Annotated in this window: 17 protein-coding genes; 11 read left to right on the forward strand and 6 right to left on the reverse strand. The window is 62.2% G+C overall.

What is annotated here, in order from left to right:
• Positions 1-3 precede the first annotated feature (3 nt).
• Positions 4-1590 carry a sodium:solute symporter family transporter gene (locus tag ESB00_RS10745; protein WP_164976142.1) on the reverse strand — a complete coding sequence of 529 codons (1587 nt, stop codon included), beginning with the start codon at positions 1588-1590 and terminating at the stop codon, positions 4-6.
• A 134-nt stretch (positions 1591-1724) separates the two neighbouring features.
• Between ESB00_RS10745 and ESB00_RS10750 the strand changes: the two genes are divergently transcribed.
• From ESB00_RS10750 to ESB00_RS10780, 7 genes are all read left to right on the forward strand, one after another.
• Positions 1725-3284, forward strand: coding sequence for a sulfatase family protein (locus tag ESB00_RS10750; RefSeq protein ID WP_129047690.1), 1560 nt, complete (start codon positions 1725-1727; stop codon positions 3282-3284).
• Positions 3285-3641: 357 nt separating this feature from the next.
• On the forward strand, positions 3642-5273 hold the full coding sequence (locus ESB00_RS10755) for a sulfatase (RefSeq protein WP_164976143.1): 1632 nt from the start codon (positions 3642-3644) through the stop codon (positions 5271-5273).
• Positions 5270-6388 (forward strand): glycoside hydrolase family 43 protein, encoded by a 1119-nt coding sequence (locus tag ESB00_RS10760; protein WP_129047692.1) that lies wholly within the window; start codon positions 5270-5272, stop codon positions 6386-6388. The genes ESB00_RS10755 and ESB00_RS10760 overlap by 4 nt, the downstream gene beginning before the upstream one ends.
• A 19-nt stretch (positions 6389-6407) precedes the next feature.
• Positions 6408-6908, forward strand: coding sequence for a GNAT family N-acetyltransferase (locus ESB00_RS10765; protein ID WP_129047693.1), 501 nt, complete (start codon positions 6408-6410; stop codon positions 6906-6908).
• The gene (locus tag ESB00_RS10770) at positions 6905-8467 is read left to right on the forward strand and encodes a family 43 glycosylhydrolase (protein WP_129047694.1); all 1563 of its coding nucleotides are present in this window, start codon (positions 6905-6907) and stop codon (positions 8465-8467) included. Before ESB00_RS10765 ends, ESB00_RS10770 begins: the two co-directional genes overlap by 4 nt.
• An 11-nt stretch (positions 8468-8478) precedes the next feature.
• Complete coding sequence (locus tag ESB00_RS10775; protein ID WP_129047695.1) at positions 8479-10083, forward strand: SLC5 family protein; 1605 nt, start codon at positions 8479-8481, stop codon at positions 10081-10083.
• A gap of 101 nt (positions 10084-10184) precedes the next feature.
• Positions 10185-12530 (forward strand): 3-keto-alpha-glucoside-1,2-lyase-like domain-containing protein, encoded by a 2346-nt coding sequence (locus ESB00_RS10780; RefSeq protein WP_164976144.1) that lies wholly within the window; start codon positions 10185-10187, stop codon positions 12528-12530.
• Positions 12531-12538: 8 nt separating this feature from the next.
• Here ESB00_RS10780 and ESB00_RS10785 read toward each other — a convergent pair whose 3' ends face one another.
• Entirely contained in the window at positions 12539-13846 is a 1308-nt protein-coding gene (locus ESB00_RS10785; protein WP_129047697.1) for a glycoside hydrolase family 27 protein, read from the reverse strand.
• 202 nt (positions 13847-14048) lie between these two features.
• Between ESB00_RS10785 and ESB00_RS10790 the strand changes: the two genes are divergently transcribed.
• From ESB00_RS10790 to melA, 3 genes are all read left to right on the forward strand, one after another.
• A complete protein-coding gene (locus ESB00_RS10790; RefSeq protein WP_281278159.1) occupies positions 14049-15020 on the forward strand; it encodes an aldo/keto reductase in 972 nt (323 codons plus the stop codon).
• Between the two features lie 117 nt (positions 15021-15137).
• Positions 15138-15464: an EF-hand domain-containing protein gene (locus ESB00_RS10795; RefSeq protein ID WP_129047699.1), complete on the forward strand. Its 327-nt coding sequence runs from the start codon at positions 15138-15140 to the stop codon at positions 15462-15464.
• A 171-nt stretch (positions 15465-15635) separates the two neighbouring features.
• Entirely contained in the window at positions 15636-17102 is a 1467-nt protein-coding gene (melA, locus tag ESB00_RS10800) for an alpha-glucosidase/alpha-galactosidase (protein WP_129047700.1), read from the forward strand.
• A gap of 74 nt (positions 17103-17176) precedes the next feature.
• Here melA and ESB00_RS10805 read toward each other — a convergent pair whose 3' ends face one another.
• The 4 genes from ESB00_RS10805 to ESB00_RS10820 form a co-directional block, all read right to left on the reverse strand.
• Positions 17177-18619, reverse strand: coding sequence for an ankyrin repeat domain-containing protein (locus ESB00_RS10805; protein WP_164976146.1), 1443 nt, complete (start codon positions 18617-18619; stop codon positions 17177-17179).
• A gap of 63 nt (positions 18620-18682) precedes the next feature.
• On the reverse strand, positions 18683-20029 hold the full coding sequence (locus ESB00_RS10810) for a DUF1552 domain-containing protein (RefSeq protein ID WP_129047702.1): 1347 nt from the start codon (positions 20027-20029) through the stop codon (positions 18683-18685).
• On the reverse strand, positions 20026-22362 hold the full coding sequence (locus tag ESB00_RS10815; RefSeq protein WP_164976147.1) for a DUF1592 domain-containing protein: 2337 nt from the start codon (positions 22360-22362) through the stop codon (positions 20026-20028). The genes ESB00_RS10810 and ESB00_RS10815 overlap by 4 nt, the downstream gene beginning before the upstream one ends.
• 162 nt (positions 22363-22524) lie before the next feature.
• Positions 22525-23670, reverse strand: coding sequence for an AraC family transcriptional regulator (locus ESB00_RS10820; RefSeq protein WP_129047704.1), 1146 nt, complete (start codon positions 23668-23670; stop codon positions 22525-22527).
• A gap of 164 nt (positions 23671-23834) precedes the next feature.
• Here ESB00_RS10820 and ESB00_RS10825 point away from each other — a divergent pair, with 164 nt between their 5' ends.
• On the forward strand, positions 23835-24677 hold the full coding sequence (locus tag ESB00_RS10825) for a hypothetical protein (protein ID WP_129047705.1): 843 nt from the start codon (positions 23835-23837) through the stop codon (positions 24675-24677).
• Positions 24678-24715: the final 38 nt, after the last annotated feature.

Below are 24715 nucleotides of genomic sequence, written 5' to 3' on the forward strand. Positions count from 1 at the left end.
AAATCAAAATACGAGATAGATCAGGCCGAGCGTCCCACAGAAGAGCGCGAGCCAGAGGTTGAAACTTTGCCACAGCGGCCGACCTTCGGCCCCGGTGTCGACGCCCGCAACCCGTTCGGTCAGCACGGCCAGCCGGTCCGGCGGCGGCGGCGGCGTGAGCCAGCTGACGCCGAAGAGCACCGCCGTGTTGAATACGAAAAACAGCGGTAGCATTTCATAAAAGTGCAATGCCGTCAGCCAGCCCGGCAGGCTGGCTTTCGTGGCAGGCAGCGAGGTTGCCACCACATAGGCGAGACCGAGCAACGAACCGATGCCCAGACAAGCGATCGCCCCTTGGGCGTTTACACGCGTTGAGAAACGGCCAAAGAGGAAGCACAAACCCACAGGCAGCAGAAGGAAGCCGCCTAGGCGCAGGATGAACGGATAGATCGTCCCGAGGTTTTGGTAATGCGGAGCCACCACCACCGCAAAGACCACCAACGCGGCCCCAGTCCACTTCCCGATGCGCAATCCAGTTGCCTCTGTGGGCTTCTTCGCTATCGACGGATAGATGTCGGCGGCCACGACGCAGGCCACGGCGTTCACGCTGGAATCGGCCGAAGACATCAAAGCTGCCAGCATGCCTGCAAGGACCAGACCGGACAGACCCACGGGCAAGATTTCGCGCGCAAGCGCCGCATAGGTCGCGTCGCCGGTCGCCTGGGGTAGCAGGACAACCGCGGCGATGCCGGGCAAAGCAAACAGAGGGATCGCGAGAAACTTGAGCCAAGCGGCAAAGAGCATGCCCTGGCGTGCGTGATATTCGTTCTGCGCCCCCAGAACCCTTTGGAGAATATGGATACTACAGAACGCGAAGTAGCAGGAGTGAAGCGCGATACCTGGCAAAGCGGTCCAGGGCATCGCCGTGCCCCGCGGAAGCAGCAATTCGAAATGAGTCGTTCCCAACTGCGCATGAAGCGCCGACCAACCGCCTGCCCGGTCCACCGCCATGTAGGAAAGCAACATGCCGCCCACGAGCAGCAGGCCGAGCTGAACCACATCGGTCTTCACGACCGCGGTCAGACCACCGAGCACCGAGTAAAGTCCTACCGTCAGTCCAATGATCAAACAGGCCAGAGGCAGGTGCTCATTGCCGAAACCAAACATTCCGAGCAACGCAAGCCCACCAATGTAGTAGCCGGTGGGTTGCTGCAGCACGCTTTGCACAAGGTAGACCCAACCGAATACCTGTCTTGCGGCCGGCCCATAGCGCCGGGCCAAGAACTCAGGCATCGTGAACAACCGGCTGCGGATGTAGATGGGCACAAAAAACAGTGCCGAGATCGCCATCAATAAACCGCCCACCAGGTCGTTGTTGATCGACGCCAGTCCGATATCCCGCGACATGCCGCTCACGCTCATGAACTGCGTGATCGAGATATTGGTGGCGAAGACCGAGCACCCGATCGAGAACCAGCCAAATTTCCTCCCTCCGAGAAAGTAACCCTCCTGGGTGCCGGACTCTTTCCGCCCTATCCAAATGCCAAAGACGGTGATGGCGATGAGGTAGGTGGCGCAGATGCCGAGATCGATCAATTGATGGCTGGTCACGGATATTTGGGGATGGGGGTTTGCGCATCGTGTCTTTCCCGTGGCCTCCGACAATGGAATCGCTGTATTACGGTGAGAATGCCTGCGGACTGGAGGTGGCATCTGACGAAGATCAGCGTGCGTATCCCCACCCCATGCCCCGATTACTTCTCCCCGTATTGCTTGTGCTGTTTTGCGCAGTTGTCGCCGTCGCCGCTCCCACTCGCCGCTCCAACATTCTTATCGCCCTCGCCGACGACTGGTCTTTCCCCCATGCAAGTGCGTATGGCACGCGCTGGGTCAACACGCCCAACTTCGATCGCGTCGCCCGAGAGGGTGTGCTTTTCTCCAACGCCTATACGCCTGTCGCCAAATGCTCGGCGTCGCGCGCCACACTGCTGCTTGGTCGCAACCCCTGGCAAAGTGGCGCCGCCTTTGTGCATTGGAACTATTTCCCCCCGGAGTATCGCTCCTATCCCGAAGCATTGGCTGCAGCCGGCTACGCCATCGGATTCACGGGCAAAGGCTGGTCACCGGGTGTGGCCCGCTTTCCCGACGGTTCCCCCCGAAACGTGCTCGGACCGGGATTCCAGGCTCGCAAGCTTCAGCCACCAACTCGGGGAATCGCCAACGTGGATTACGCGGGCAACCTCTCGGACTTCCTGGACCAGGTGCCTGCCGATAGTCCCTGGTGCTTCTGGTATGGAGGCAACGAACCGCACCGCGCCTACGAATTTCGCTCCGGCGTCAACAAGGGCGGAAAATCCCTCGATCAAATCGACCGCGTGCCGGGCTACTGGCCGGATCACCCCGATGTCCGCCACGACCTCCTTGATTACGCGATGGAGATTGAGCACTTCGACACCCAACTTGGCGCCATCCTCGAAGAACTCGCCCGACGAGGAGAACTGGATAACACGCTCGTCATCGTCACAGCGGACAACGGCATGCCCTTCCCGCGGGTGAAGGGCCAGGTCTATGAGGCGGCCTCGCACCTGCCGCTGGCCATCCGCTGGCCTGCCGGCATACCCCATCCGGGGCGCACCGTCACGGACTTCGTCTCCTTCATCGACCTGGCCCCCACGGTGCTGGCTGCGGCAGGAATCCTCCCGGAAGCCTCGGGCATGGCAGCCTTTGCCGGACGGGATTTGAGCCCCCTCCTCGCCAGCAACTCGAACGGCCGCGTGGACCCCAGCCGCGACCATGTGATGCTGGGCCGCGAACGCCACGATCCGGGCCGGCCACACAATGCCGGCTACCCCGTGCGGGCGATCGTGACCGACGGCTACCTCTTCCTCCACAACTTCGCTCCTGAGCGCTGGCCCTCCGGCAATCCCGAGACCGGTTACCTCGATACGGACGCAGCCGCGACCCGCGACGTGCTGTTGCAGACCCGGCGCGCTCAGGGGGTGACCAACCCGCACTGGGAACTGAACTTCGGGCTGCGCCCCGCCGACGAGCTCTACGCGCTCGCCGACGATCCTGACAACATCCGCAACCTTGCCCTGCTGCCCGGCCATGCCGCCCAGTTGGAAAGCCTGCGCCGGCGCCTCTTCGACGCCCTGCGTGCGGAGGGCGATCCGCGCCTGACCGGAAATGACCCCGATTTCTTCGACCGCTACCCCTTCGCCAACGAGGCCTTCAACGACCTCTACGAACGCTGGCAGCGGGGCGATCTAAAACTCCCCCACTGGGCAGATCCCGAACCACGCTAAGAAGAACCGCAGCGATTCAAAGCGTCTTGCAGATCGAGGATGTCAAAAGGCTTTTCGAAAATTGCCTGTATTCGCAACTCATCGATCCGACTCCGGTGCGAGCCGATGAGAAAGGCGCCCTTAATAATCACCGGCAGGTGACATTTCTCCGTGCGAAGCTTGGCTACCATGTCCTAGCCACTTCGCCCAGGCATTTTGATATCCGTCACGAACAGATCAAAAGTCCTTCCCTCTGAGCGGCAGCATTTTTCGCTCTTGATGCCATCCTGTGCGGTCACGTCGAAATGGCCAGGACCGGATGCGTTACGTTCCTACACGTCGTGCATCGCGCCCACATTTCTCGCGGGACATTGTGCCATGCCCCTCCCATCTATGCTCCTGCTTTCACGTCTTCTGCTACTATTCGTGATACCGCTGGCGGGCTTTGCCTCTGCGCGTCCCAATTTCGTGATGATCGCCATTGACGATCTGAACCACTACACCACGCCCCACCTCGATCAGCCCGACAATTTTCTTCGCCGAGTATACTCCGATCCAAAGCGACTGGCGGAGATCGGCCGCCGTCTGACGCCCAACCTTCAGCGACTTGCCAGCCAATCACTGTCCTTCAGCCGGGCCTATTGTGCGTCCGCCCTGTGCGGCCCTTCCCGCACCGCCCTGCTGGGCGGCATCCCTCCCCATCTATCGGGCTACTACCAGCACAATGAACATTTTCGCCACAATCCTGCGCTGAAGGAGGTCGTCACCCTCCCTCAATATCTAAAGACTCAGGGCTGGTTCACGACCGGGCTCGGCAAGGTTTTTCACAAGCAAATGGTCGAAATGCGCGATGGCGTGCGACAGGATTGGCCAGACTCAGACTACTCCTGGACTCGCTGGGTTGAACGCCGTGTCGGGGCGAACGCCGACCAGGGCATGGCCGAGCACCACGGACGCAGCGACCCGGTGCCGGCCGCGCGCCGCACGCTTTCTCCCTATAGTCCGAACGACGGCCTTTTCACCTTCGGGGTGTCGCACATCCCCGTGGAGGAAACCTTCGATTTCCAAAACGCCCGCTTCGCGGCAGACTTGATCGCGAAGGGCCGCGCCAGCATTATTGACGGTCGCGGCCAGCCGACCGAGGTGGTGTTGCCTCCCGATCAACCGTTCTTCCTCGGCCTCGGTCTCTTTCTGCCGCACCTGCCATGGGTGGTGCCCCAGGAATTTCTCGATCGCTTTCCTGTCGCCGAAATGCGGATCGATTCCGAACTGGTGCGCTGGGTGACGGATGACATCACCGACCTGCCCGCTGGCACCGCCCGACAGTGGCTGGGCAAGGATTTCGATTCCTTGATCGCAACCGGAGAAAAACTGCATGGCCCCGGCGGGGTCACCGAGGCCTGGAAGTCCGCCCTGCAGCATTATCTCGCGAGCATTGCCTTCGCTGACCATTGCCTGGGCCAGGTCATCGACGCACTGGAGCGCAGCCCTCATCGCGACAACACCGTCGTGCTGCTCTGGGGCGACCACGGTTGGAATCTCGGGGACAAACGGCGATTCCGCAAACAAGCACTCTGGGAAGGGGCCAACCACACCACTCTGCTCTGGCGCGATCCGGCAGCGGCCGCTGGGCACCACGGCCTCGTCTGCAACCGACTGGTGAGCCTGCAGGACATCTATCCTACGCTTGCAGCCCGCGCCGGACTGCCGGTTCCCGCTCATGTCCACGGTCGCGACCTCGCCCCTTTGCTCGCCGACCCCCAGGCCCCGTGGGAAAACGTCCTTTTGCAGACCTACAACCAAGGCAACCACGCCCTTCGCACCGCCACACACCGCTACATCAGCTACGCCGACGGAGGTCGCGAACTCTATGACCTGCGTGCGGATCCGTTCGAAATCACCAACCTCGCCGCGGATCCCGCCCACGCGGCAGATGTCGCCGCCTTCCACGCCCAGCTCACCGCCTTCCTCGCACGCGATTCTGCCTTCTACCGTAAAACCACCCCATGAAAAAAATCAGCCTTCTCCTGCTTGCCGGCCTCGTGGTCTCCCTGGCCGCCGCCGAGTTCCGCTATCAGAATCCGATCTCCTCCGGTCTTGATCCGCTGGGCGTGCGCGACTGCCAGGTCTTCCGCGACGGCGACCGCTGGTATATGACCGCCACCGCCTGGCCCCACTGGCCCCGGCAGGAGGCCTGGGGTATCTTCAATCCCGGCGTCGTGCTCTACTCTTCGGACAATCTCACCGATTGGAAATTCGAGAAGGTGATCTTGCCCGCCCCGCCCGCCGGTTCCGGCAAATGGTATCAACGCCGCTTCTGGGCTCCGGAGATCCATCGAATCGACGGAAAATACTACGCCCTCTTCAACGCCTCCAATCCCGATGCCGGCTATCCGGGCCAGCATACAGGTTACGCCGTGTCCGACAATCTCTTCGGCCCCTACCGCGTGGTCACGGACGAGAAACCGCTTTCGAATGGCAACGATTTCACGTTATTCAAGGACGACGACGGAAAGGTCTGGGCCTTTTGGAATCGCGGCCGCGAATTCGGCATCGGCTACGCTCAGATCGATCTCGCAACCGGCCGCTTGCTGACCGAACCCCAAAGCGCAATCCAACCGGATCGCGTCGATTATGCGATGAACCCTGATGGCACACCCACCATGGAACCAGGCTACGATGGTCGCCCCGTCCGGAAGGTCGCGAAATATTACGGCTGGGACAGCATCGGCATCGAGGGCGCCTACGTGATCAAACGCAACGGCACTTACTACCTGTTCTACTCTTCGTGGACCCGCGGCTACGAGATCGGCTATGCCACGGCACCCGCCGTCACTGGCCCTTGGGCCAAACACCCCGAGCCCTTCTACGGCGAGCAGAGCGAGCAAGCCTGCAGGAAAAACGGCCTGCCCTATACCGGTGATCCCGCCAGCCCTTTCAACCAGGTCGGCCACAACGAAATCTTCACCGGTCCAGACGGACGCCTGTGGCTTTCCTGCCATGGTATTCTCAAGGACCAGCCCGAGCGCCCCATGCTCGTGATTGATCCGCTCGAATTTGAATCGGATGGTCGTCTGCGTAAAAACGCCCCCAGCCATACCCCGCAGGTGATCCGGCTCAAGTGAGACCACGCGGCATCTCCCCATGCCTCATCCGGTGTGCATCAAACTGCGTCCTGCTCAGGGAGGCGACCTGCCATTCCTTGAATCGCTCCGCCTCTCCACCATGTGGGACGTCGTGGAGCGACACTACCCGTGGGAGTCATCGGCGCAGCTAAAGCGCATCTTTGATCACTTGGAATGCGCTCATATCATTACCGCCGATCATCTTGATATTGGATTGCTGAAGGTCCACCGGACCAAATCTGAAATCCATCTCATCCAAATTCAGATTTTGCCCGACTACCAAAACCAGGGTGTCGGCAGCTCACTGATTATGACGCTGCAACAGGAGTCCCTTCTCTCTGGCAGCCCGATAACCCTTAAGGTATTCAAAAGCAACCGTGCCTGCCGACTCTACCAGCGCTTGGGCTTCATCCCCTTCGCCGAGGACGAGCATCGGTTCCACCTGCGCTGGGATCCCGAGACCTTTTCGGCCGATTCACCACATCTTTCTCAATCTCTTCTCCCCCCTGAGGTCGCATGAATAGCATTGCTGCTATGATCCACCGCGGCTGGTTTTGCTTGGCGCTGACCCTGTCTGCGGGCTTGGGCGCCGTTCACGCTTCTCCCGCGAAAATCGAGAGCCAATGGCAGCCGGATCAGGGGGACGGAACCTTCCGGAATCCCATCCTGGCCGGACATTGGCACGACCCCACGGTGCTGCGCGTCAACGCGGACTATTACATGACGCACTGTGAACATGATTCGCGCGGCCCGATCATCTGGCACAGCCGCGATCTGGTTAACTGGCGTCCGCTCGTGCGCATCGAATCACTGGCCGGACTAGGCAACATCTGGGCCACTGATTTCATCCATCACGACGGCACCTATTACCTTTACGCGCCGCTCATGTTGCCCAACGGACCTGACGGTCGCCTGCGCTTCAGCAACTACGTGGTCACCGCCAAACACCCACAGGGCCCGTGGAGCCAGCCCGTCGACCTCGGTTTCGGCGGCATCGACCCCGGCCACGTCGTCGACCGCGACGGCCGTCGCTACATCTACGTCAACGAAGGCAAGGTCGTGCCGCTTTCCCCCGATGGGCTGCGGGCAACGGGCGAGCTCACCAAGGTCTATGACGGTTGGCCGATCCCGAAAGACTGGGTCGTCGAGTGCGAATGCCTCGAGAGTCCCAAGCTGTTCTGGCGGGGCGAATACTGTTACATGGTCTCTGCCATGGGCGGCACCGCCGGTCCGTCCACCAGCCACCTGATCGTGGTCGCACGCGCACGTTCAGCGCTTGGTCCTTGGGAAAACTCCCCGCACAATCCGATGCTCCGCACCTCCCGGCGCGACGAGCCATGGTGGTCGCAGGGCCACGGCACCCTGATCGATGCCACCGACGGTTCGTGGTGGGTCATGTATCACGCGATCCAAAACGGCCGCCGCTCGCTCGGGCGCAACACTTTGCTCCTACCGGTAACCTGGACCGATGACGGCTGGCCGGTGATCCCTGAAGGCATCAATCCGCAGGACACCCTGCGCAAGCCTCCCGGCGAAAACGTCGGCCACGGCATGGCGCTCAGCGACGATTTCGCGTCTTCGGATGTCGGCATCCAATGGGACCCCTTGGAACCTGTGCCGGACTTCGCCAGCCGTTATGTTTCCGGCGGCGGATTGCTGCGAATGCAAGCCAAGGGAGTATCCGTGGCAGATGCTGCCCGTCTCACCGTCCTGCCTGCCAACCGCAGTTTCGAAGTGCAGGTATGCCTCGAAGTGCCGACTGGCGCCGAAGCTGGCCTTACGATCCTCTCCGGCGACACGGCCGGCCCAGGTCTTGCTCTTCACGGCGACGGCAAGCTCTACCACCCACGTCGCGGCAAGCCGCAGGCCCCAGGCAACTTTGCTGGGCAGCGAGTCTGGCTGAAGATCCGCAACCTGGACCACGATGTGTCTCTTTATCACAGCACAGATGGCCGGAACTGGGAGAAGTTCGCTTGGGGTGCTTCACTCTCCTCCGAGGCGACCGCTCGCGTCGCGCTCTACGCCTTTGGCGAGGGTGAGGCTCGTTTTCACTCCTTCCGCTACCGCGGCCTGCCCTGATCACAGATTATATGAATCCCCTCTTCGTTCAGCTCAGCATCGTCGCGCTCTACCTAATCGGCATCACCCTCTACGGCCTGCATGTGGGCAAGAAGGAAGCCGGGACGAAAGAAGGCTATTTTCTGGGCGGTCGGTCCTTCAGCTGGTTGCTGATCGGGTTCTCGCTGTTTGCCACAAACATTAATAGCGCCTCCGTGATCGGCGAGTCGGGCCTCGCCAGCAAGATCGGCCTCGCAGCATCTAACAACGAATTGATCGGCGGCGTCATGCTTGGCATCTCAGCGATCTTCTTCATCCCGCTTTATCTTCGCAACCGACTTTACACCATCCCTGAATTTCTCGAGAAACGCTTCAACCGAGTAGCGAAGTTGTTTTTCAGTTTCAACTTCGTGGTCCAGAGCATTCTCGCCACGCCTATCGGATTTTACGCCGGTGGGCTTGCGGTTCTGCACATCTTCGGTCTCGACCCTAAATACCTGCTCCTAGTTTGCGTTATCATGGGAATCAGTATCGGCCTGTATTCCGTTTTCGGCGGCCTTGCGTCTATTGTCTATACTGATCGCGTGCAGGCGAGCCTGCTCATCGTAGGTTGCCTCGTGATCACCATCGTCGGCTTGCAGCAAATAGGCGGGCCGCGCGCTTTGTATGAAAACCTGGGCCCCCATTATTTTGAGTTTCTCCGGCCAGCCGACGACCCACATATGCCTTGGACCACACTCCCGGGAATAGCCTTACACTCGGCGTTTTTTGCGTTTTGCAGTGTTGCTGTGCTCCAGCGCGCGCTCGGCGCCCGCAGCGTGCACGACGCCAAGATGGGCATGCTGCTGGGTTCGTTCCTCAAGATCGTTACCGTCTTCATGCTCGCCATTCCTGGAATGATCGCGGCGAAACTCTATCCCGGAGCCGGCGATAGCGCAATACCTGTGCTGGTCCGCGAATTGCTCCCCAGCCTCGGGTTCTTGGGGCTGGTTCTCTCCGGTCTCGTGCTCTCCGGTCTGATCTCGGCGGTGATGTCGAGCGCCGATGCGGGAGTGTGCGCCATCAGCTCCGTGATCGCGCTCGACATCTACCCCTCCTGCACGCGAAAGGCGGTGAACGAAGCCCGCGCGCTGTTCGTCGGAAAACTCGCCGCTGCCTCGATCATGGTCTACGGCACTTTCGCCGCGCCGTATTACGGCCAGTTGGGCCCGATTTACCTCATGATCCTACAAGTGGGCGGTTTCATGCTGCTCCCGGTAGGCACCTGCTTCATCCTCGGACGCTTCTCCCGCCGGGTGAACGAGCAGGGGGCGGTAGCAACCCTGGCGATCGGCCTGGTGGTGAGCGTGGCCTATATCGTCGGGACCAAAACTCCGTGGGGCCAAACGCTGATGCCGGATTTTTTCGTGCAGGCGCACTTCTACAAGGTTTACCCGTTTTTCTTCCTGTTTTACGTGGCCTTCCTTTACGGCGTGAGCCTCCTCTTCCCCGCCCCGGGCGCCGACAAGCTCGCCGTGCTCGAGGCCGGTCCGGTCGCGCAGCTAGCCCCGGAAATCCCGCATCCTTGGTATGCAACCTTTCGGTTCTGGTGGATCATATTCCTCGGGTGCGTGCTCACGCTCTATGCCATTTTCTAAACCGTCATCTTTATCTCCCGTCCTATTCCCCCCTCCACTGTGATGACAGAGCCGCCCAAACCCGGCTCAGTCTGATGGTGAACGAATCCCCTCCTCTCTTCATGCACCCCCTGCGTCACATCATCCTGCTCTGCGCCTCCATCCACCTCGGGCTGGCCGATGAAGCATCCTGGCAGCAACTTTTCAATCGGGCCGATCTTACCGGCTGGAATATCATCGGCCCGGCCGAATTGGCTCCGATCGTGGTTGAGCGTGGCGAGATCGTCCTGCGGCAGCGCCGGAATACGCCAGAGCACACGTTCCTCGTCACTCAGCAACGCTACGGTGACTTTATCCTGGAGGTGGAGCTGCTCGCGGAAGGAACCTTCAACACCGGCATCCTGCTGCGCTGCGAACCCGCCCCGACCGCGGCCAAGGTCCGGCTCAATGGCTATCAGGTGAAGATCGATCCCACGTCCCGCGCCTGGACCGGAGGCATCTTTGACGACTACGGCGCCGACTGGAAATGGCTCCACGACCTCAAGAACGACGCACGGGCCCGCGGCGCCTTTCGCATGGGAGAATGGTCCCGGTTCCGGATCGAGTGCCTCGGCCAGACCATCAAGGTCTGGGTCAACGACGTGCCCGTCACGCACCTCATCGACGAGCGCTATCGCATTGGCACGATTGCCTTCAAGATTCACTCCATCGGCGACGCTCCCGAGGTTGGCCGGGACGCGCTGCGCCTGCGCAATGTTCGCATCATGACCGCCGATCTTGCCAGTCACGCACGGCCCACACCGCTCGCCGCCCGGCGGGCCCCGCCCGTGCCCGACGCCAATGACGGTGACATCCTCCTCCCTCCCGGCTTCCGCGCCACGATCGTGGCGGACAACCTGATGGCCGGGCGTGACGGCGACACCCTTCGCTTCCTTGCCCTGGAGGCGAAGCCCAACGGCGATCTTTATGCCATCTCGCGGAAGGGCGGCATATTCGGCCTGCGTGACACCGACGGTGACGGGCGGGCCGACATCATCCGGGAGTTCGGTTCCGGCGGCGGCACCGGCCTGGCCGTGCGCAACGGCTACCTCTACTACTCCAGCGCGTCCGCTGTCTACCGCTACAAACTCACGCCCGGCGAGCTCGTGCCCTCCGACCCACCCCAGCTCGTGGCCCAGCTCCCCGCCCAGACGGCACACAACGCCAAGGCCTTTGCCTTCGATCCCGCCGGCAACCTGTTCGTCAATGTGGGTTCCCCCTTGAATGTCTCCGCCACCAACGACCGGATGCCGGGAGCCCGGGGCGTTGATCCGACCGAACTGCAAACCCGCCACGGTGGGATCTGGCGATTCAAGAGCGATGGCCTGAACCAGGATCAGATCAAGGACGGCTACCGCTACGCCAGCGGGCTGCGACATGTGCTCTCGCTGGCCTGGCATCCGGTGAAGCAGGCATTCTTTGCCGTCCAGATGGGCCGTGACCAGCTCGATACCGTTGCCCCTCACTATTTCACCGCGCACGACAATGCCGAGCTGCCCGCCGAGGAAATGCACCTGCTGCGGGACCAAATCGAACTTGGCTGGCCCTCCACCTACTGGGATCCCTTGCGCCACCAACGAATGCTCGCCCCCGAGTTTGGCGGCGACGGTCGGCTGACCGCCGAGCCTGGCAAATTTCCCGATCCGGTTGTCGCCTTTCCCGCCCACTGGGCGCCGATGCAAATGGCGATCAACATCACCCAGCACTTCCCCAATCACTACCTCAACGGTGCCTTCATCGCCTTCCACGGTTCGTGGAATCGCGGCCCCGAACCGCAGCGCGGCTACGTGGTCGCCTTCGTCCCTTTCGGCCCGGACGGAATGCCCCGAGGCGGATACGAAGTCTTCGCCGACGGTTTCGCCGGGGTTGACCCGCTTAAGCGCCCCGCCGACGCGCGGTTTCGACCCGCTGGGCTTGCCTTTGGATTCGATGGCACGCTTTACATCGGCGACTCCGAAAAGGGCCGGATCTGGCGGATATCCTACACGGGGGAGCGAGCCAGACCCCGCGAAGCTGTCGCAAAACCACTAGCCATGCCGACGGCGCCCCCCGCACTATTGTCGGCGGAGGATGCACTCAACGCCGCCGCATATAAGCTCTACTGTGCCGCCTGCCACATGGACGACGGCAGCGGGGTCAGCGGAATGCAGCCGGCCATCGCAGGCAGCAAGATCATCGCCGGCGACCCGGAAACATTGATCCGCCTCGTGCTTGCCGGCCCCGCCGCGGTGTTGCCTCCTGATCGCCCGAAATACTCCAACCTGATGCCTCCTTGGGCGGCCCTGCCCGATGAGGAAATTGCGGCCGCTCTCTCGCATGTGCGCCGTGTCTTCGCGCCGAACGCTGGCGCCATTTCCGCCGCGCAGGTCGCCGCCATGCGCTCCATCGAGCAACCGGCGCCAGCGGTTGCTCAACCCATGGCGAAATGACCCAGGACCTAGGCGCTCAAACGCAGCAATGCACAACCATGCGGGGCCAGCTCTCGCTCAATCACACCATCCTTCAACACAACGTCGCACTGGGCCCACAGGTCGCGCGCTTTTGTTCCCGACAGACCGTGCTTGGCTGGCTCGAAACGCACCTTCATCCCGGCATCCCCAACGTTGAAAAGTGCGATGTAACGGCTTTCCCCTTCGGCTGAACGGGCGGTCCATACGATGAAGTCACCTGCACGCAGCAATTGCCTTCCGTCATTGCCCCGCTGGTTGACCGCCAGCACCTCGTCGTTAGTCAGCAAGCCCAAGGTGAACGAATCCAGATCCGTCAGACAGCCGCCCATCATGAGCGGTGACTGAAAAATGCTCCACAGGGTCAGCAAAGTGTAGTGCTCGTCCCTCGTGAACCAGCTGTCCCGCTCCGGCCCCTTCGGTCCACGCTTTGATAGGCGGCCGATGGGAAGCATGTCTGCATCGGGCCAGCCGCCCGCCTTGCGGTGAGGGGTCCACCAATGACAGAGGTCGAACTGCCGCTTCAACCGGCGCCAGTCGTCCCAGAAGTCCGCGGAGACCCGCCACATGCTGGCGAACTGCCCGACATGGGCAGCCGCGCTCTTGGGGGCGTCGCCAGGCGACAAGCTCAGAACCATGGGTCGCCCGCATCGGTCGATCGCGCGTGCAACCGCCTCGATCTCCGTTTCGTGATACGGTCCTTCGGAGTCAAAATTGCCGTCTGCGAGGATGTCGTCGACCTTCACGAAATCGACCCCCCATGAGGCATAGAGTTCGAAGAGTGAATCGTAGTAGGCCTGACCCGCCGGCTCGCTCGCACGGACTCCGACCATATGATTGAGCCAGTTGCAAGTGCTGTCGGGATTAGCCGCCTCACGAGCACGATAGCGCCCACCGCAGATCTGCATGTCTTCATGGACAACTTGCCGCGGAATACCACGCATCACATGGATGCCAAACTTCAGTCCTTTTGAGTGAACGTAATCAGCCAACGGCTTGAAGCCCGCTTCACCGGCTGCCGAAGGGAAACGCTCAGTGGCCGGGAGTAACCGCCCCCACCGGTCCGTGCGCAGCATCGGCGAGAAGCCCGGACCTTGGTGCGGATTGTGGCAGGCACCAGGGGCGGGATGGGACCAGCAAAAATCCACCACGGCGTACTCCCATCCGCTACGCTTCAAGTGGTCGGACATGAAATCCACATTCGCCCGGAATTCCGCCTCCGTGACAGCTGAGCCGTAGCAATCAAAACTGTTCCAACCCATCGGTGGAGTTTGGGCGACTTGCTTTAAGAAATTCATGGATGTGAACAGAGGCAGGATTTCAGGGCCAAGCCACACCGGCAACGACCGCGGAGTATGCCCGTAACATGCCATGTATTACCGACCTGCACCAACGGCCTTGGTCGGTTCGGCGTCTCGCAGGAAGATTCGTCATGCAACGGCGCGTCACCCAGACACTCTGCTCACCGTCCGACCACGCGAATTTGAACTAAAACCCGGTATGAGCATAAGTCCGCCTCTGTCCCCGTTGCCTGGCACGACTCTACAGGTCAGCCGACTCTGCCTGGGCACTGCACTGCTCGGAGTGCGCCAATCAGAATCAGAAGCGCACCGGCTTCTGGATGCTTACCTCGATCTCGGGGGTAACTTCATCGACACTGCCCGGGTTTACTCTGACTGGGTGCCAAACGAAAGCGGACGGGCTGAGCGTATTCTCGGCGACTGGATGCGGGATCGCCCGGGGGTCCGTTCACGAATCGTCCTTGCCACCAAAGGCCTTCATCCGCCCCTTTCGGCCCCCCATCAAAGTCGCGTAAACCTGCGCGAAGCCCGCCGCGACATCGAGGCCAGCTTGCGGGCACTCCGTTGTGAATGCGTCGAGCTTTACTGGTTGCATCGCGACGACCCCGCCGTCCCGGTTGAGGAAATCGTCGAGTTCATGCAGGGGTTCATCCGTGAAGGAAAGATCCGATACCTGGGAGCTTCGAACTGGAGTATGAACCGTCTGGCCGCCGCCAATGCCTATGCCAACCGTCATGGGTTCGCCCCCTTCATCGCCAACCAAATTCTGTTCCACGCTGGATGTTGGACACTTCCTCCCGCGCGAGACCCAAGCATGACCCGGATCGATCTCGACTACCACCGCTGGCACTCCCGGTCAGGCTTGTCGTTAGTCCCTTACTCCACCCAGGCACAGGGGTTCTTCTCCCGCCCCTGCGTCGGTGTGCCGACCGCCACCGCCACCAACATGCAGCTGGTCCCGCTGTTGAATTCTCTGGCCCGGACACACCGTGTGTCGGTCAACGCCGTCGTCTTGGGTTATGCATTGCGCCAACCCTTTCCCGTGTTCCCGGTCATCGGGCCCAATACTCCCGAGCAACTGGCAGACAGCTGGACCGCGCTGGGTATGCAGTGGGATCTGTCGGAACTGACCGCCATCAACGAAGCCAACGGCTCGGGTCTCACTTCTTGATTCACGCTTATGCATGGGCAGCCGCTCGTCTGAACCTGCGTATGGGCCCATCAGCCAGAACGCACCGCTGCGTAACCAATCCATTCCGTCACCGTCTAACAGAAACTAAACCAAATCATGAAATCCCTAACCATCAAAGCAACCTACCTCATCGTCATCCTGCTTGCCGCTCCCTTTGCTTTCGGAGCGGAGGCGGGCAAGCCCAAGCAGGGCCAAGGCGGCCCTTTCGCAAACGCCGACACTAACAAGGACGGCAAATTGGACCCGGCCGAGTTTGCCGCCATGAACAAGCAGAATCCCAACCCTGACGCGGCCAAGAAACGTTTCGCCCGACTCGATGTCGACAAAGACGGATTTCTGTCAGCCGATGAGTTGAGGTCCGGCCGCAAGCAGGGCGAAAAGAAACGCGATAAAGCGGAACGTGGAGATAAAAGCGCTCAGTGAGGCGACTGAGTTGTTCCCCCGTAAATTCAAGCCGGCCTAAAACCCGGCTTTTTTTATCTCAGAATCGCGCTGCCCGACGATGAAGCTAGAATCGTCAATCGGCAGGATTACGGTCAAATCTCCAGCCGCCTGCCAAGCGGTCAAATTTAGTTTGGGCTTGGCGGTATCCCCATGTCCTTCCGCATCGCGTTCATCGGAGCTGGTTCCATTGGCTTCACCCGCAAACTTGTCGCCGACCTGCTCGCCGTTCCAGAATTTGCCGGCGTCGAACTCGCCTTCACCGACATCAACCGTCGCAATCTGGCCATGGTGGCCGAGCTCTGCCGGCGCGACATCGCGCACAACGGTCTGAATACCCGGATTATCTCGACCACGGACCGTCGCGAAGCCCTGTGTGGAGCCCGCTACGTTTTTTGCGTCGTCCGCATCGGCGGACTGGAAGCCTTCCAACACGATGTCGATATCCCGCTGAAATACGGAGTCGACCAGTGCGTCGGTGACACCCTTTGCGCCGGCGGCATCATGTATGCCCAACGCGGCATTGCCGCGCTGCTCGACTTCTGTCGCGACATCCGCGAAGTCGCGGCTCCCGGCTGCATCCTGTTCAACTACGCCAACCCGATGGCAATGATGACCTGGGCCTGCAACCAATACGGTGGCGTTCGCACGATTGGCCTTTGCCATGGGGTGCAAAATGGCGTCCGCGACATCGCCCTGGCGTTCGGTCTGCCCAAGCACGAACTCGATGTCATCTGCGCCGGCATCAACCACCAGACCTGGTATCTGTCGGTCAAACACCGTGACCGAGACCTTGTGCCCGAGATGCTCGCCGCTTTTGAACGCCATCCCGTCCTGCGCGAGACCGAGAAGGTGCGAATCGACATGATGCGCCGGTTCGGGTTTTTCAGCACAGAATCCAACGGCCACCTCAGCGAATACGTGCCGTGGTATCGCAAGCGTCCGGGCGAGATCCGCCGCTGGATTGATTTGCGCCACTGGATCAACGGTGAAACCGGTGGCTACCTGCGGGTCTGTACCGAAGGCCGCGACTGGTTCACCCAGGAGTTTGGCAAAGGTGCCGCCGGGCACAAGCCCCTGCCCTACGGGGCCGACCAGCGCACCCCGGAGCATGGTTCCTACATCATCGAAGGACTCGAGACCGGACGTACCTACCGCGGCCACTTCAACGTCCGCAACAATGGCGTCATTTCCAACCTGCCTGACGACGCCATCATCGAGGCGCCCGGCTATGTGGACCGCAACGGCATCTCGATGCCGCAGGTCGGCGCCCTGCCTCTCGGCTGTGCGGCCGTCTGTAACGCCAGCATCTCCGTCCAGCGACTCGCCGTCGAGGCTGCCGTCAAAGGCGACGATACCTTGCTCCGCCAAGCCTTCCTGCTCGATCCGCTCGTCGGCGCCGTTTGCAATCCACCGGAAGTCTGGCAGATGGTCGACGAAATGCTCGTGGCCGGTGCCAATTGGCTGCCGCAATACAAATCGGCGATCGCCTTGGCCAGGCGCCGCTTGGCCAAGGGGCCGATGATCAGGACAAACGGAACCAAGGGAGCCGCCCGCCTGCGCGTGCGCTCTTCGCGCGAGCTGGCGCGAATCCAAGGCAATCCGCGTCAGGGGCACTAAGCCTCGCTGGCGTTTGGACCAACAACACCCGCTCGCGGGGCGGAAGCACCGCGAGCGTTCCTGTCTTCCGCCCGTCAGGGCGCTTGGTAGCCCTTAGGTTTGGCCCGTTCCATGGGCGGCGGAATCTCCACGCCATGGGTTTTCATCAACCGATGCAAGACAGTCATCACTTCGTAGGAAGGCTTGAAATTGCCGAACCGATGCCCCTCTGCAATCCGGAGCGGCGTCCAACCGTGCTCGTTCGGGCGGTTCCAAACCTCGATACGCGCACCGCGCCCATCGAGCAGTTCCATCACTTTTGGGAAAAAGGCGTAGGCCGCGCCATGCATCGCCGTTTCCCCGCTCTTTGTCACCGCATTCGGATCCAGGCCGAGTTCGAGCAGATAGGCCACCGTCTCCAATGCCTCGGCTTCGGTGCCAGCCTCGTCCTGCTCGGCCCCGTTGCCCAGCCCGCAGGCCAGCATCAGCGCGTTGGCGCCCTCCACGTTGTGGGCGGTCGGATCGGCCCCGAGACTTACGAGCAACTTGACGTAGGCGGCGTCCGCGCGATCGGCCGCCAGCAGCAGCGGAGTGCAACCTTCCCGCGCGTATCGACCCTGTCCTTTCGCGGCGGCCGTCAGGCGCAGATCCACCTTGGCGCCCCGGGCGACAAGGTGCTTCGCCAGATCCAGACTCGAAAGCCGTCCACTGCCATCGGGAGGGGGGTCACCGTTCATTTCGCTGATGTCCGGTTTCCTTACCCACGTCAGCACATGGAGCGGTGCATGGTGAGAACGGAGGTCGTTGGGATCGGCGCCGAGGTCCACCAGCTGCGCGGCTAGTTCGAAGTGCCCGTTTTCAATCGCCACGATCAATGCACTGGTGCCCGCCGGCGGCTGCTTGCCGCCCGGTTTCCTCTCCGGAGCCGTGACGTAATTCAGGTCTGCTCCGGCGCGCAGCAACGCCTGCACGGTGGCGGTGTGACCACCGCGGACCGCAAACAACCAGGCATTGAAGCCCGAGGCCAGGCGCGCGTTGAGATCCGCGCCTGCGGCCAACAGGACATTCACGACTTCGGTGTGCCCGTCGGCCGCGGCCCACATCAGCGGAGTCTGCCCACCCGGCAGTCCGGCATCGGGGGGAACACCGGCGGCGAGCAGGGCGCGCACCGGGCCGCTCTTTCCCACGCGCGCAGCGGCCAGCAATGGACTCTCCCCTGCAGGCTCCGCCTTTTGCGGATCCGATCCGGCCGTCAGCAGGGCGGCCACCAATTCGGCGTTGCCATTGCGACAGGCGAAAAGCAGCGGAGTGAAACCATAGCGGTTGGTGCGATCGGGAGCCGCACCCGCCGCGATCAGGCCCCTGGCCATGTCCGTGTCGTCAAGATAGGCGGCCCAAAGCAGAGCCGTCATTCCGTCGGGCTGCGCGGCGTCGACGTCCGCGCCGGCAGCAAGCAACCGGGTCACTTCCTGCCGATCCCGCTTTTCCATGGCGGCGGCCAGCGCTGGTCCATCCGCTGCGCCAGAGAGCGCGGGCATCACTACCAAGCCAAACCAGAATGCGACCCTCGGGCCATGTGACCGGAATACTTTCATGACTTCTCACACGCTCAGCGGCGTGAACAGTTCGTGGGTCCGGCCGTTGCTGTCCGCGAATGAATCGATCGCCACTCCGACCTTGTCGAGCAGAGTGAGGTGCAGGTTGGCCAGCGGCGTGGGCTGGTCGTAGCGGATGTGCCGCCCATGCTTGAGACCGGCCACACCACCACCGGCCACGATGATTGGCAGCTCGCTGTGATCATGGACGTTGGGGTTGCCGATACCGCTGCCGTAGAGCAGAGCGGAATGGTCGAGCAGGCTTCCGTCGCCGTCGGGCGTGTTCCGCAGCCGGTCGAGGAAGTAGGAAAAAAGGGAAACATGGTGCGCGTTGATCTTCGCCATCCGGGCGATCTTCTCCGGATCGTTACCGTGGTGGGACAGCGGATGATGGGGATCGGGCACCCCTATCTCCGGGTAAGTGCGATTGCTCGTTTCTCGAGCGAGCTGAAAGGTGATGACGCGCGTGATGTCGCCCTGCCAGGCCAGCACCTGCAGATCGAACATGAGCCGCGCATGATCGGCGTAGAGCGCTGGGGCGCTGAGCGGTCGCTCGAGGTCCGGCGGGAGACGGCCGGCGGAGGTGTCAGCCTCCGCCCGCTGAATACGGCGTTCGACCTCGCGCACTGTCTCCAGATAGTCATTGATCCGCGCCCGATCCCCGGCACCTAGATCGAGCTTGAGGCTGGCGAGATCATCGGCCACCAGGTCGAGCAAGCTGGCGCGGCGTCGAAGCGCCGCCTGACGTTCGGCCTGGCTTCCGCCCTCGCCAAAAAGTCGCTCGAACACCACCCGCGGGTGCGCTTCGGAAGGCAGCGGGGTCGTGGGCGAGGACCAAGACAGGTTGTTCTGATAAACGCAGGCGAAGCCGTTGTCGCACTGGCCGGTCGTCTGCAGCATGTCCATCGAGAGCTCGAGCGACGGCAACTGGGTCTCATGGCCGATCTCCCGCGCCGCGAGTTGGTCGGCCGTCGTGCCCAGGTAGTAATCGGAACCTTCGGTGTGCTTCGCCTTGGCCGCACTGAGGAAGGCGGCGTTGGAGGTCGCATGCGAACCGGGGTAGGCATTGCGCAGCTCAAGGTTTGAGATGACGGTTATGTGTTCCTTGTGCGGATTGAGCGACTCTAGGATCGGGGGCAGCTCATTGAGCGCTCCGGTGCGCGCCGGAATCCACCGCGACTGGTCGCAGCCCATCGGCATGAAGACGTAGCCCAGGCGGCGGACAGGTCGGGCCGGAGTCAGCACGGCGGCGGTGGCCGCGGGAATCATGGCGTCGAGCAGCGGCAGCGCCAGGCTGGCGCCAAGACCGCGGAGGAAGGTGCGCCGGGGAAGCGCCTTTTTGGTGATGATCATGGGGTGGTCCTCAGTTGAAAGGGGGCACTCTGCACGAGTGCCAGGATCAGACTCGTCAGGCGATAATCATTGGCGGCGGAGCGGCGGACGACCTCCCGGATATGGGGTGCATCGTGCTCCCCTGCTTCCCGGCCCAGTGCAAAGACGAACAGCTTCTCGGCGAACGTGCCGGCCAGCAGGTCCGGCCGCGCCAGGAGCGCCGCCTCCAACCCGGCGACACCGTCAAACCTGCTGCCGTCGGGCAGCCCACCTGAGGCGTCAACCGGATGAAAATCCTCAAGTGTGCGATACCGGCCGACCGCATCGAACTCCTCGAGGGCGAAGCCGATGGGGTCGATCACATTGTGGCAGCTCGCACAGACCTTTTGCTCGCGATGCGCGGCCAAGCGTTGCCGGATCGGTAGCGATTCCGAGACGATGTTTTCATCCAGCGAGGGCACGTCGGGCGGCGGCGGCGGCGGCGGCGTGCCAAGCAGATTGTCCAGCACCCATTTGCCCCGGATCACAGGCGAAGTGCGTGTCGCGTAGGAAGTCACCGTGAGCAGGCTGCCCTGGCGCAGCAACCCGCCGCGCTGCCGTTTGGGATCGCCCGCAAAGGAGATCCGTCGGAAGCGGTTGCCGATAACATGGGGAATTCCATAATGGCGGGCCAGCCGTTCATTGAGGAAGGTGTAGTCCGCAGTCAGCAACTCGGACACTGGACGATCCTCCCGCAGCAGACTTAGCAGGAAGAGTTCGGTTTCCCGACGCATGGCCTGACGCAGGTTGTCATCGAAATCGATGAACCGGCGCTCATCAGGGCGGGCGGCATCAAGGGCCCGGAGATGCAGCCACTGCGCTGCAAAATTGGTGGCGAGATTCTCCGCCCGCGGGTCGGCCAGCATACGCCGGACCTGGCCTTCCAGCACGCCGGGATCACGCAATGCGCCGCGCTCGGCCTGGCCGAGCAGTTCGTCGTCCGGCAGGCTGCTCCACAGAAAAAAGGCCAGGCGCGAGGCCAGTTCCAAATCCGTGATCGCATAGACTGTTCCCGGCGCGAGATCCGGAGGATCGCGTTCGATGCGGAATAGGAACTGCGGGCTCACCAACACGGCTCCGACGGCGCGCTCCACCCCCAGATCGAAATCCCCATCGGCCAGTCCCTCCCTGAAAAGACGCATCGGGCCGCGGAAATCGTTCTCTGTCACAGGCCGGCGATAGGCCAGTCTCAGCAACGGCGCCAGCACCGCCCTCGCCTTGGCCTCCGGGCTCGCATCCTCCGACACGTTCGCCAGCGGCGCCAGCAGGCGGCGCCGGCCCGGTGTGTCTCCCGGTCCCCGGGCGGCAAATGGCCCGGTGATCGTTACCTGGTAGACCGCCGGCGCAGCGCGAGGATGACGGAAGATGTTGAACCGGGAAACATAGGGCTCGCGGATCGTCTCCTTCAGGGCGGCGGGACGGTGCGGAAATGTCACCGCCACCTCCCGAGGCCCAGCGGCCACTTGGAGGCGATGCGTGAGGTGCCGGTCCACTTCCTCCCAGTTCTTGTCCTCCCGGGGTGGATTCACGGTGAAGCGCGCCACCCGCGCCCGATCCAGCAAAAACTCGATTTCCACCGGTTCCCGCAGTGCCTCCACATGTTCGTTGCGGTCACGGACGAGGCGCACGTTGATCTCGTATTCGCCGTCCTGCGGAAACTGATACGGGATGCGCAGACCGCCGCGCGTTCCGGGCGGAAGCCCTTCGAGCTGCTGGTCCTGTGTCACCTCGGCCGGCACCCGAAAAGTGTCTCCACCGGGCTGATGCGCGGACGCCCCAACAGCCTGTCGAGCGACCTTTTGCGCTGCGGTGACATAGCGATCCATTAGCGTCGGCGAGAGATTACCGACCATGACATTGTCAAATCCGTGCGCCGGCTCATCCTGCGGCAACAGTGAGGCTGCGTCGATTTCGACGCCCAGCAGATCGCGCACGGCATTCTGATATTCCATGCGATTGAGCCGGCGAAGGGAATCGGTGCGCCCTGGACGGGGATGCGCGGCCGCCGCGCGATCCAGTTCTCCGGTGAGCCGGGCCGTGATCGCACGGTAATCGTTCTCGTCAGGCCGCGGCTCGCCGACGGGCGGCATCTGGCGGTGCTCCAATTTGCGCAGAACCCGCTCCCATATCTCGGGTCTTTCAGCCGGCCGGCTGAAGTCCACATCCTCCAAGGAAAGATCGCCGCTGCTCCGGCCGGAGTAATGGCAGTCGAGGCAGTGCTGGTCCACGAATTCGGCCAAGCTGGGCCCCGTGGTTGTTCCCGCCAACCCCGTGATGAAGGTCAGCGCATGGACGAGGCTCAGGCGCGCGGACATGAGCATGTTATTGCGTGGTGGGGTGAAAAATGCAGCAAAGGGGAATGAATGCCGCTGGGGTGTGTTTAAGAAGGCTGGAATTGCCGGCACTCGCAAAGGCTAAGTTGTTGGTCCGTCACGCAGCAGATGGCATAGTAAACCAAGAACCTGCCCGGCACGTCTTTATCGACGGTGACGCTGGCGATAGGCACTGGGCGTCAGACCCGTTTCCCGTCGGAAAGCTACACTGAGGTATTCGGTATGCTCGAAGCCCGTGCGCTCCGCGATCAGCGCAACCGGCAAATCAGTCTCGACCAACATCGCTCGCACCCGCGCCAACCGCGTGCGCAGGATGTGCTCATGCGGCGTGTGGCCAAGCAATGACTTGAATCGACGCTCCAGCAATGTGCGCGACATGGGCACGGCCCGCAGCACATCGCTGACGTCGATGCCCGAATCGACGTTCGCCCGAATAAAGCGAACGGCGGCGGATACCTTCGGGTCGTTCACGGCGACCACGTCGGTGGACTGCCGTTGGGCCACGCCGACCGGCTCAATCAACCGGGCCTCAACCGGCACCCGCTCTCCTTCCATCAACCGGGCCAGCAGGGAGGCCGCCTCGTAGCCGGCCCGCCTCGCATTCGGGATCACGCTGGTCAGCGGCGGTTCGCAGAGGTCGCACAGGAGTTCGTCGTTATGCACTCCGATCACGGCAACCTGTTCCGGCACGGCCAACTCCGCTTCGCTGCATGCCTCCAGCACCTGCTGGCCGCAGACGTCGTAACAGGTCAGGATACCCACGGGCTTGGGCAGTTCGCGCAGCCACGCGACGAGTTCGTGCTGCTCACCATCCGCGGTGACCCGGGGTTTTCCCAATCGGAAAAGACCACAGGTCCGACCGGTGGCCCGAACCTGTTGCTCGAAATACTGCTCGCGCAACCCGGACCACCAGAAACGCTCATCGCCGCAATAGGCAAAATGACGGAAGCCCCGCTCCATCAGATGATCGAGCGCCAGTCGAGTCGCCGCCCGGCTGTCGGTCGCCACCCGCGGGAAAACCGGCTCAGGCAATGCGGCCGCCACATCTACGACCGGCAGTCCTGTATCTCGTAACGCGGAGGCCATTCGTCGGCTCGTGACGCGCGCAATGATGCCATCGCCCCGCCAACCAGCCAGCCAACCCGGCAGACCCGCCCCGCGACCCTGCTCGGATAAGCGAATGTTCCATGGTTTCTGCTCACGCAACCAGGCGCGGATGCCGTGCAACAGTTCACGGGCATACGTGTTCGAGGTCTCGATGAGCAGCGCGACTTTGCGCCGATGGGGCATCCTCGTAGCGAAAGCATTAGTGTGTCCGTCGCCATCCCAAACCGCTCCGGCGCCGGAAAATCAAAAAACAAATACGAATCTGCTCATGGTCCCGCGCGGACCAGAGGTGTTAACTTTCACCGCGCAAAACGGGTTACCTTCCCAGTCCTATTTCCAGAACCATCATGAACCGTTATCTCACCCCGCTCGCCCTGGCGCTCTGCGCAGCACTCCCCTTGTCCGCCCAGAACCCTGCCGCGCCTCAGGCTACTCATCCACCCCCAAAAACGAAAGCCGCCCCGCGCCCGCCCATGACCGAGGCGGAGCGCGCCCTCCACCTCACGCCACCCGGACCGGCCGACACCCCTCTGGTCACCGCCGACACCACCTTCGAGGAACAGGACGGCCAGGTTGTGATCGAGGCCGAACACTTCGTCCGCCAGAGCCGCGACGTCATCCGACGCTGGTTCATCAACGGCGGAGGCCATGTGCCTGCCACCAAGCCTGACCCGGATCCGGTAATGGTTACCGATGCCTCTAACGGCATGTATGTCGAAGCATTGCCCGATACCTTCGTGCATGATCACGAGCGCGCGGTCGATGGCGCCAACATCGGCATCGCGCCCGGCGCCGTCGCCGTCCTGCACTACCCGGTCCATTTCACCAAACCCGGCCGGTATTACATCTGGACGCGCATGCGCTCCAACGACGATGAAGACAACACCTTCAACGCCGGCATCGACGACACCTGGCCCGCCTCCGCCCGCTGTCTCCAGTTCCCCAAGCTCAAGAAGGTGTGGTGGTGGGGCGGAGTGATCCGCGACGCCCGCGGCCCGAGCTACCCGCATCACCGCGCCTACCTCGATGTGCCCGCCGCAGGCATCTATACGATCATGTATTCCATGCGAGAGGACGGCAGCGAACTCGACAAGTTCCTCCTCACCATGGACGGGCGGATGAAAGCACCGGAAGGTGCCGGTCCCACTGCCTCCCCCTTCAAGTCGGGCGGCCTCGCCGCGAAGCAGTAATACCCGGCCTTCTGATATGAGCCGGTCCGCGCGACTGC

It is taken from the genome of Oleiharenicola lentus (assembly GCF_004118375.1).
In the GTDB taxonomy this organism is placed as follows: Bacteria; Verrucomicrobiota; Verrucomicrobiia; order Opitutales; family Opitutaceae; genus Lacunisphaera; species Lacunisphaera lenta.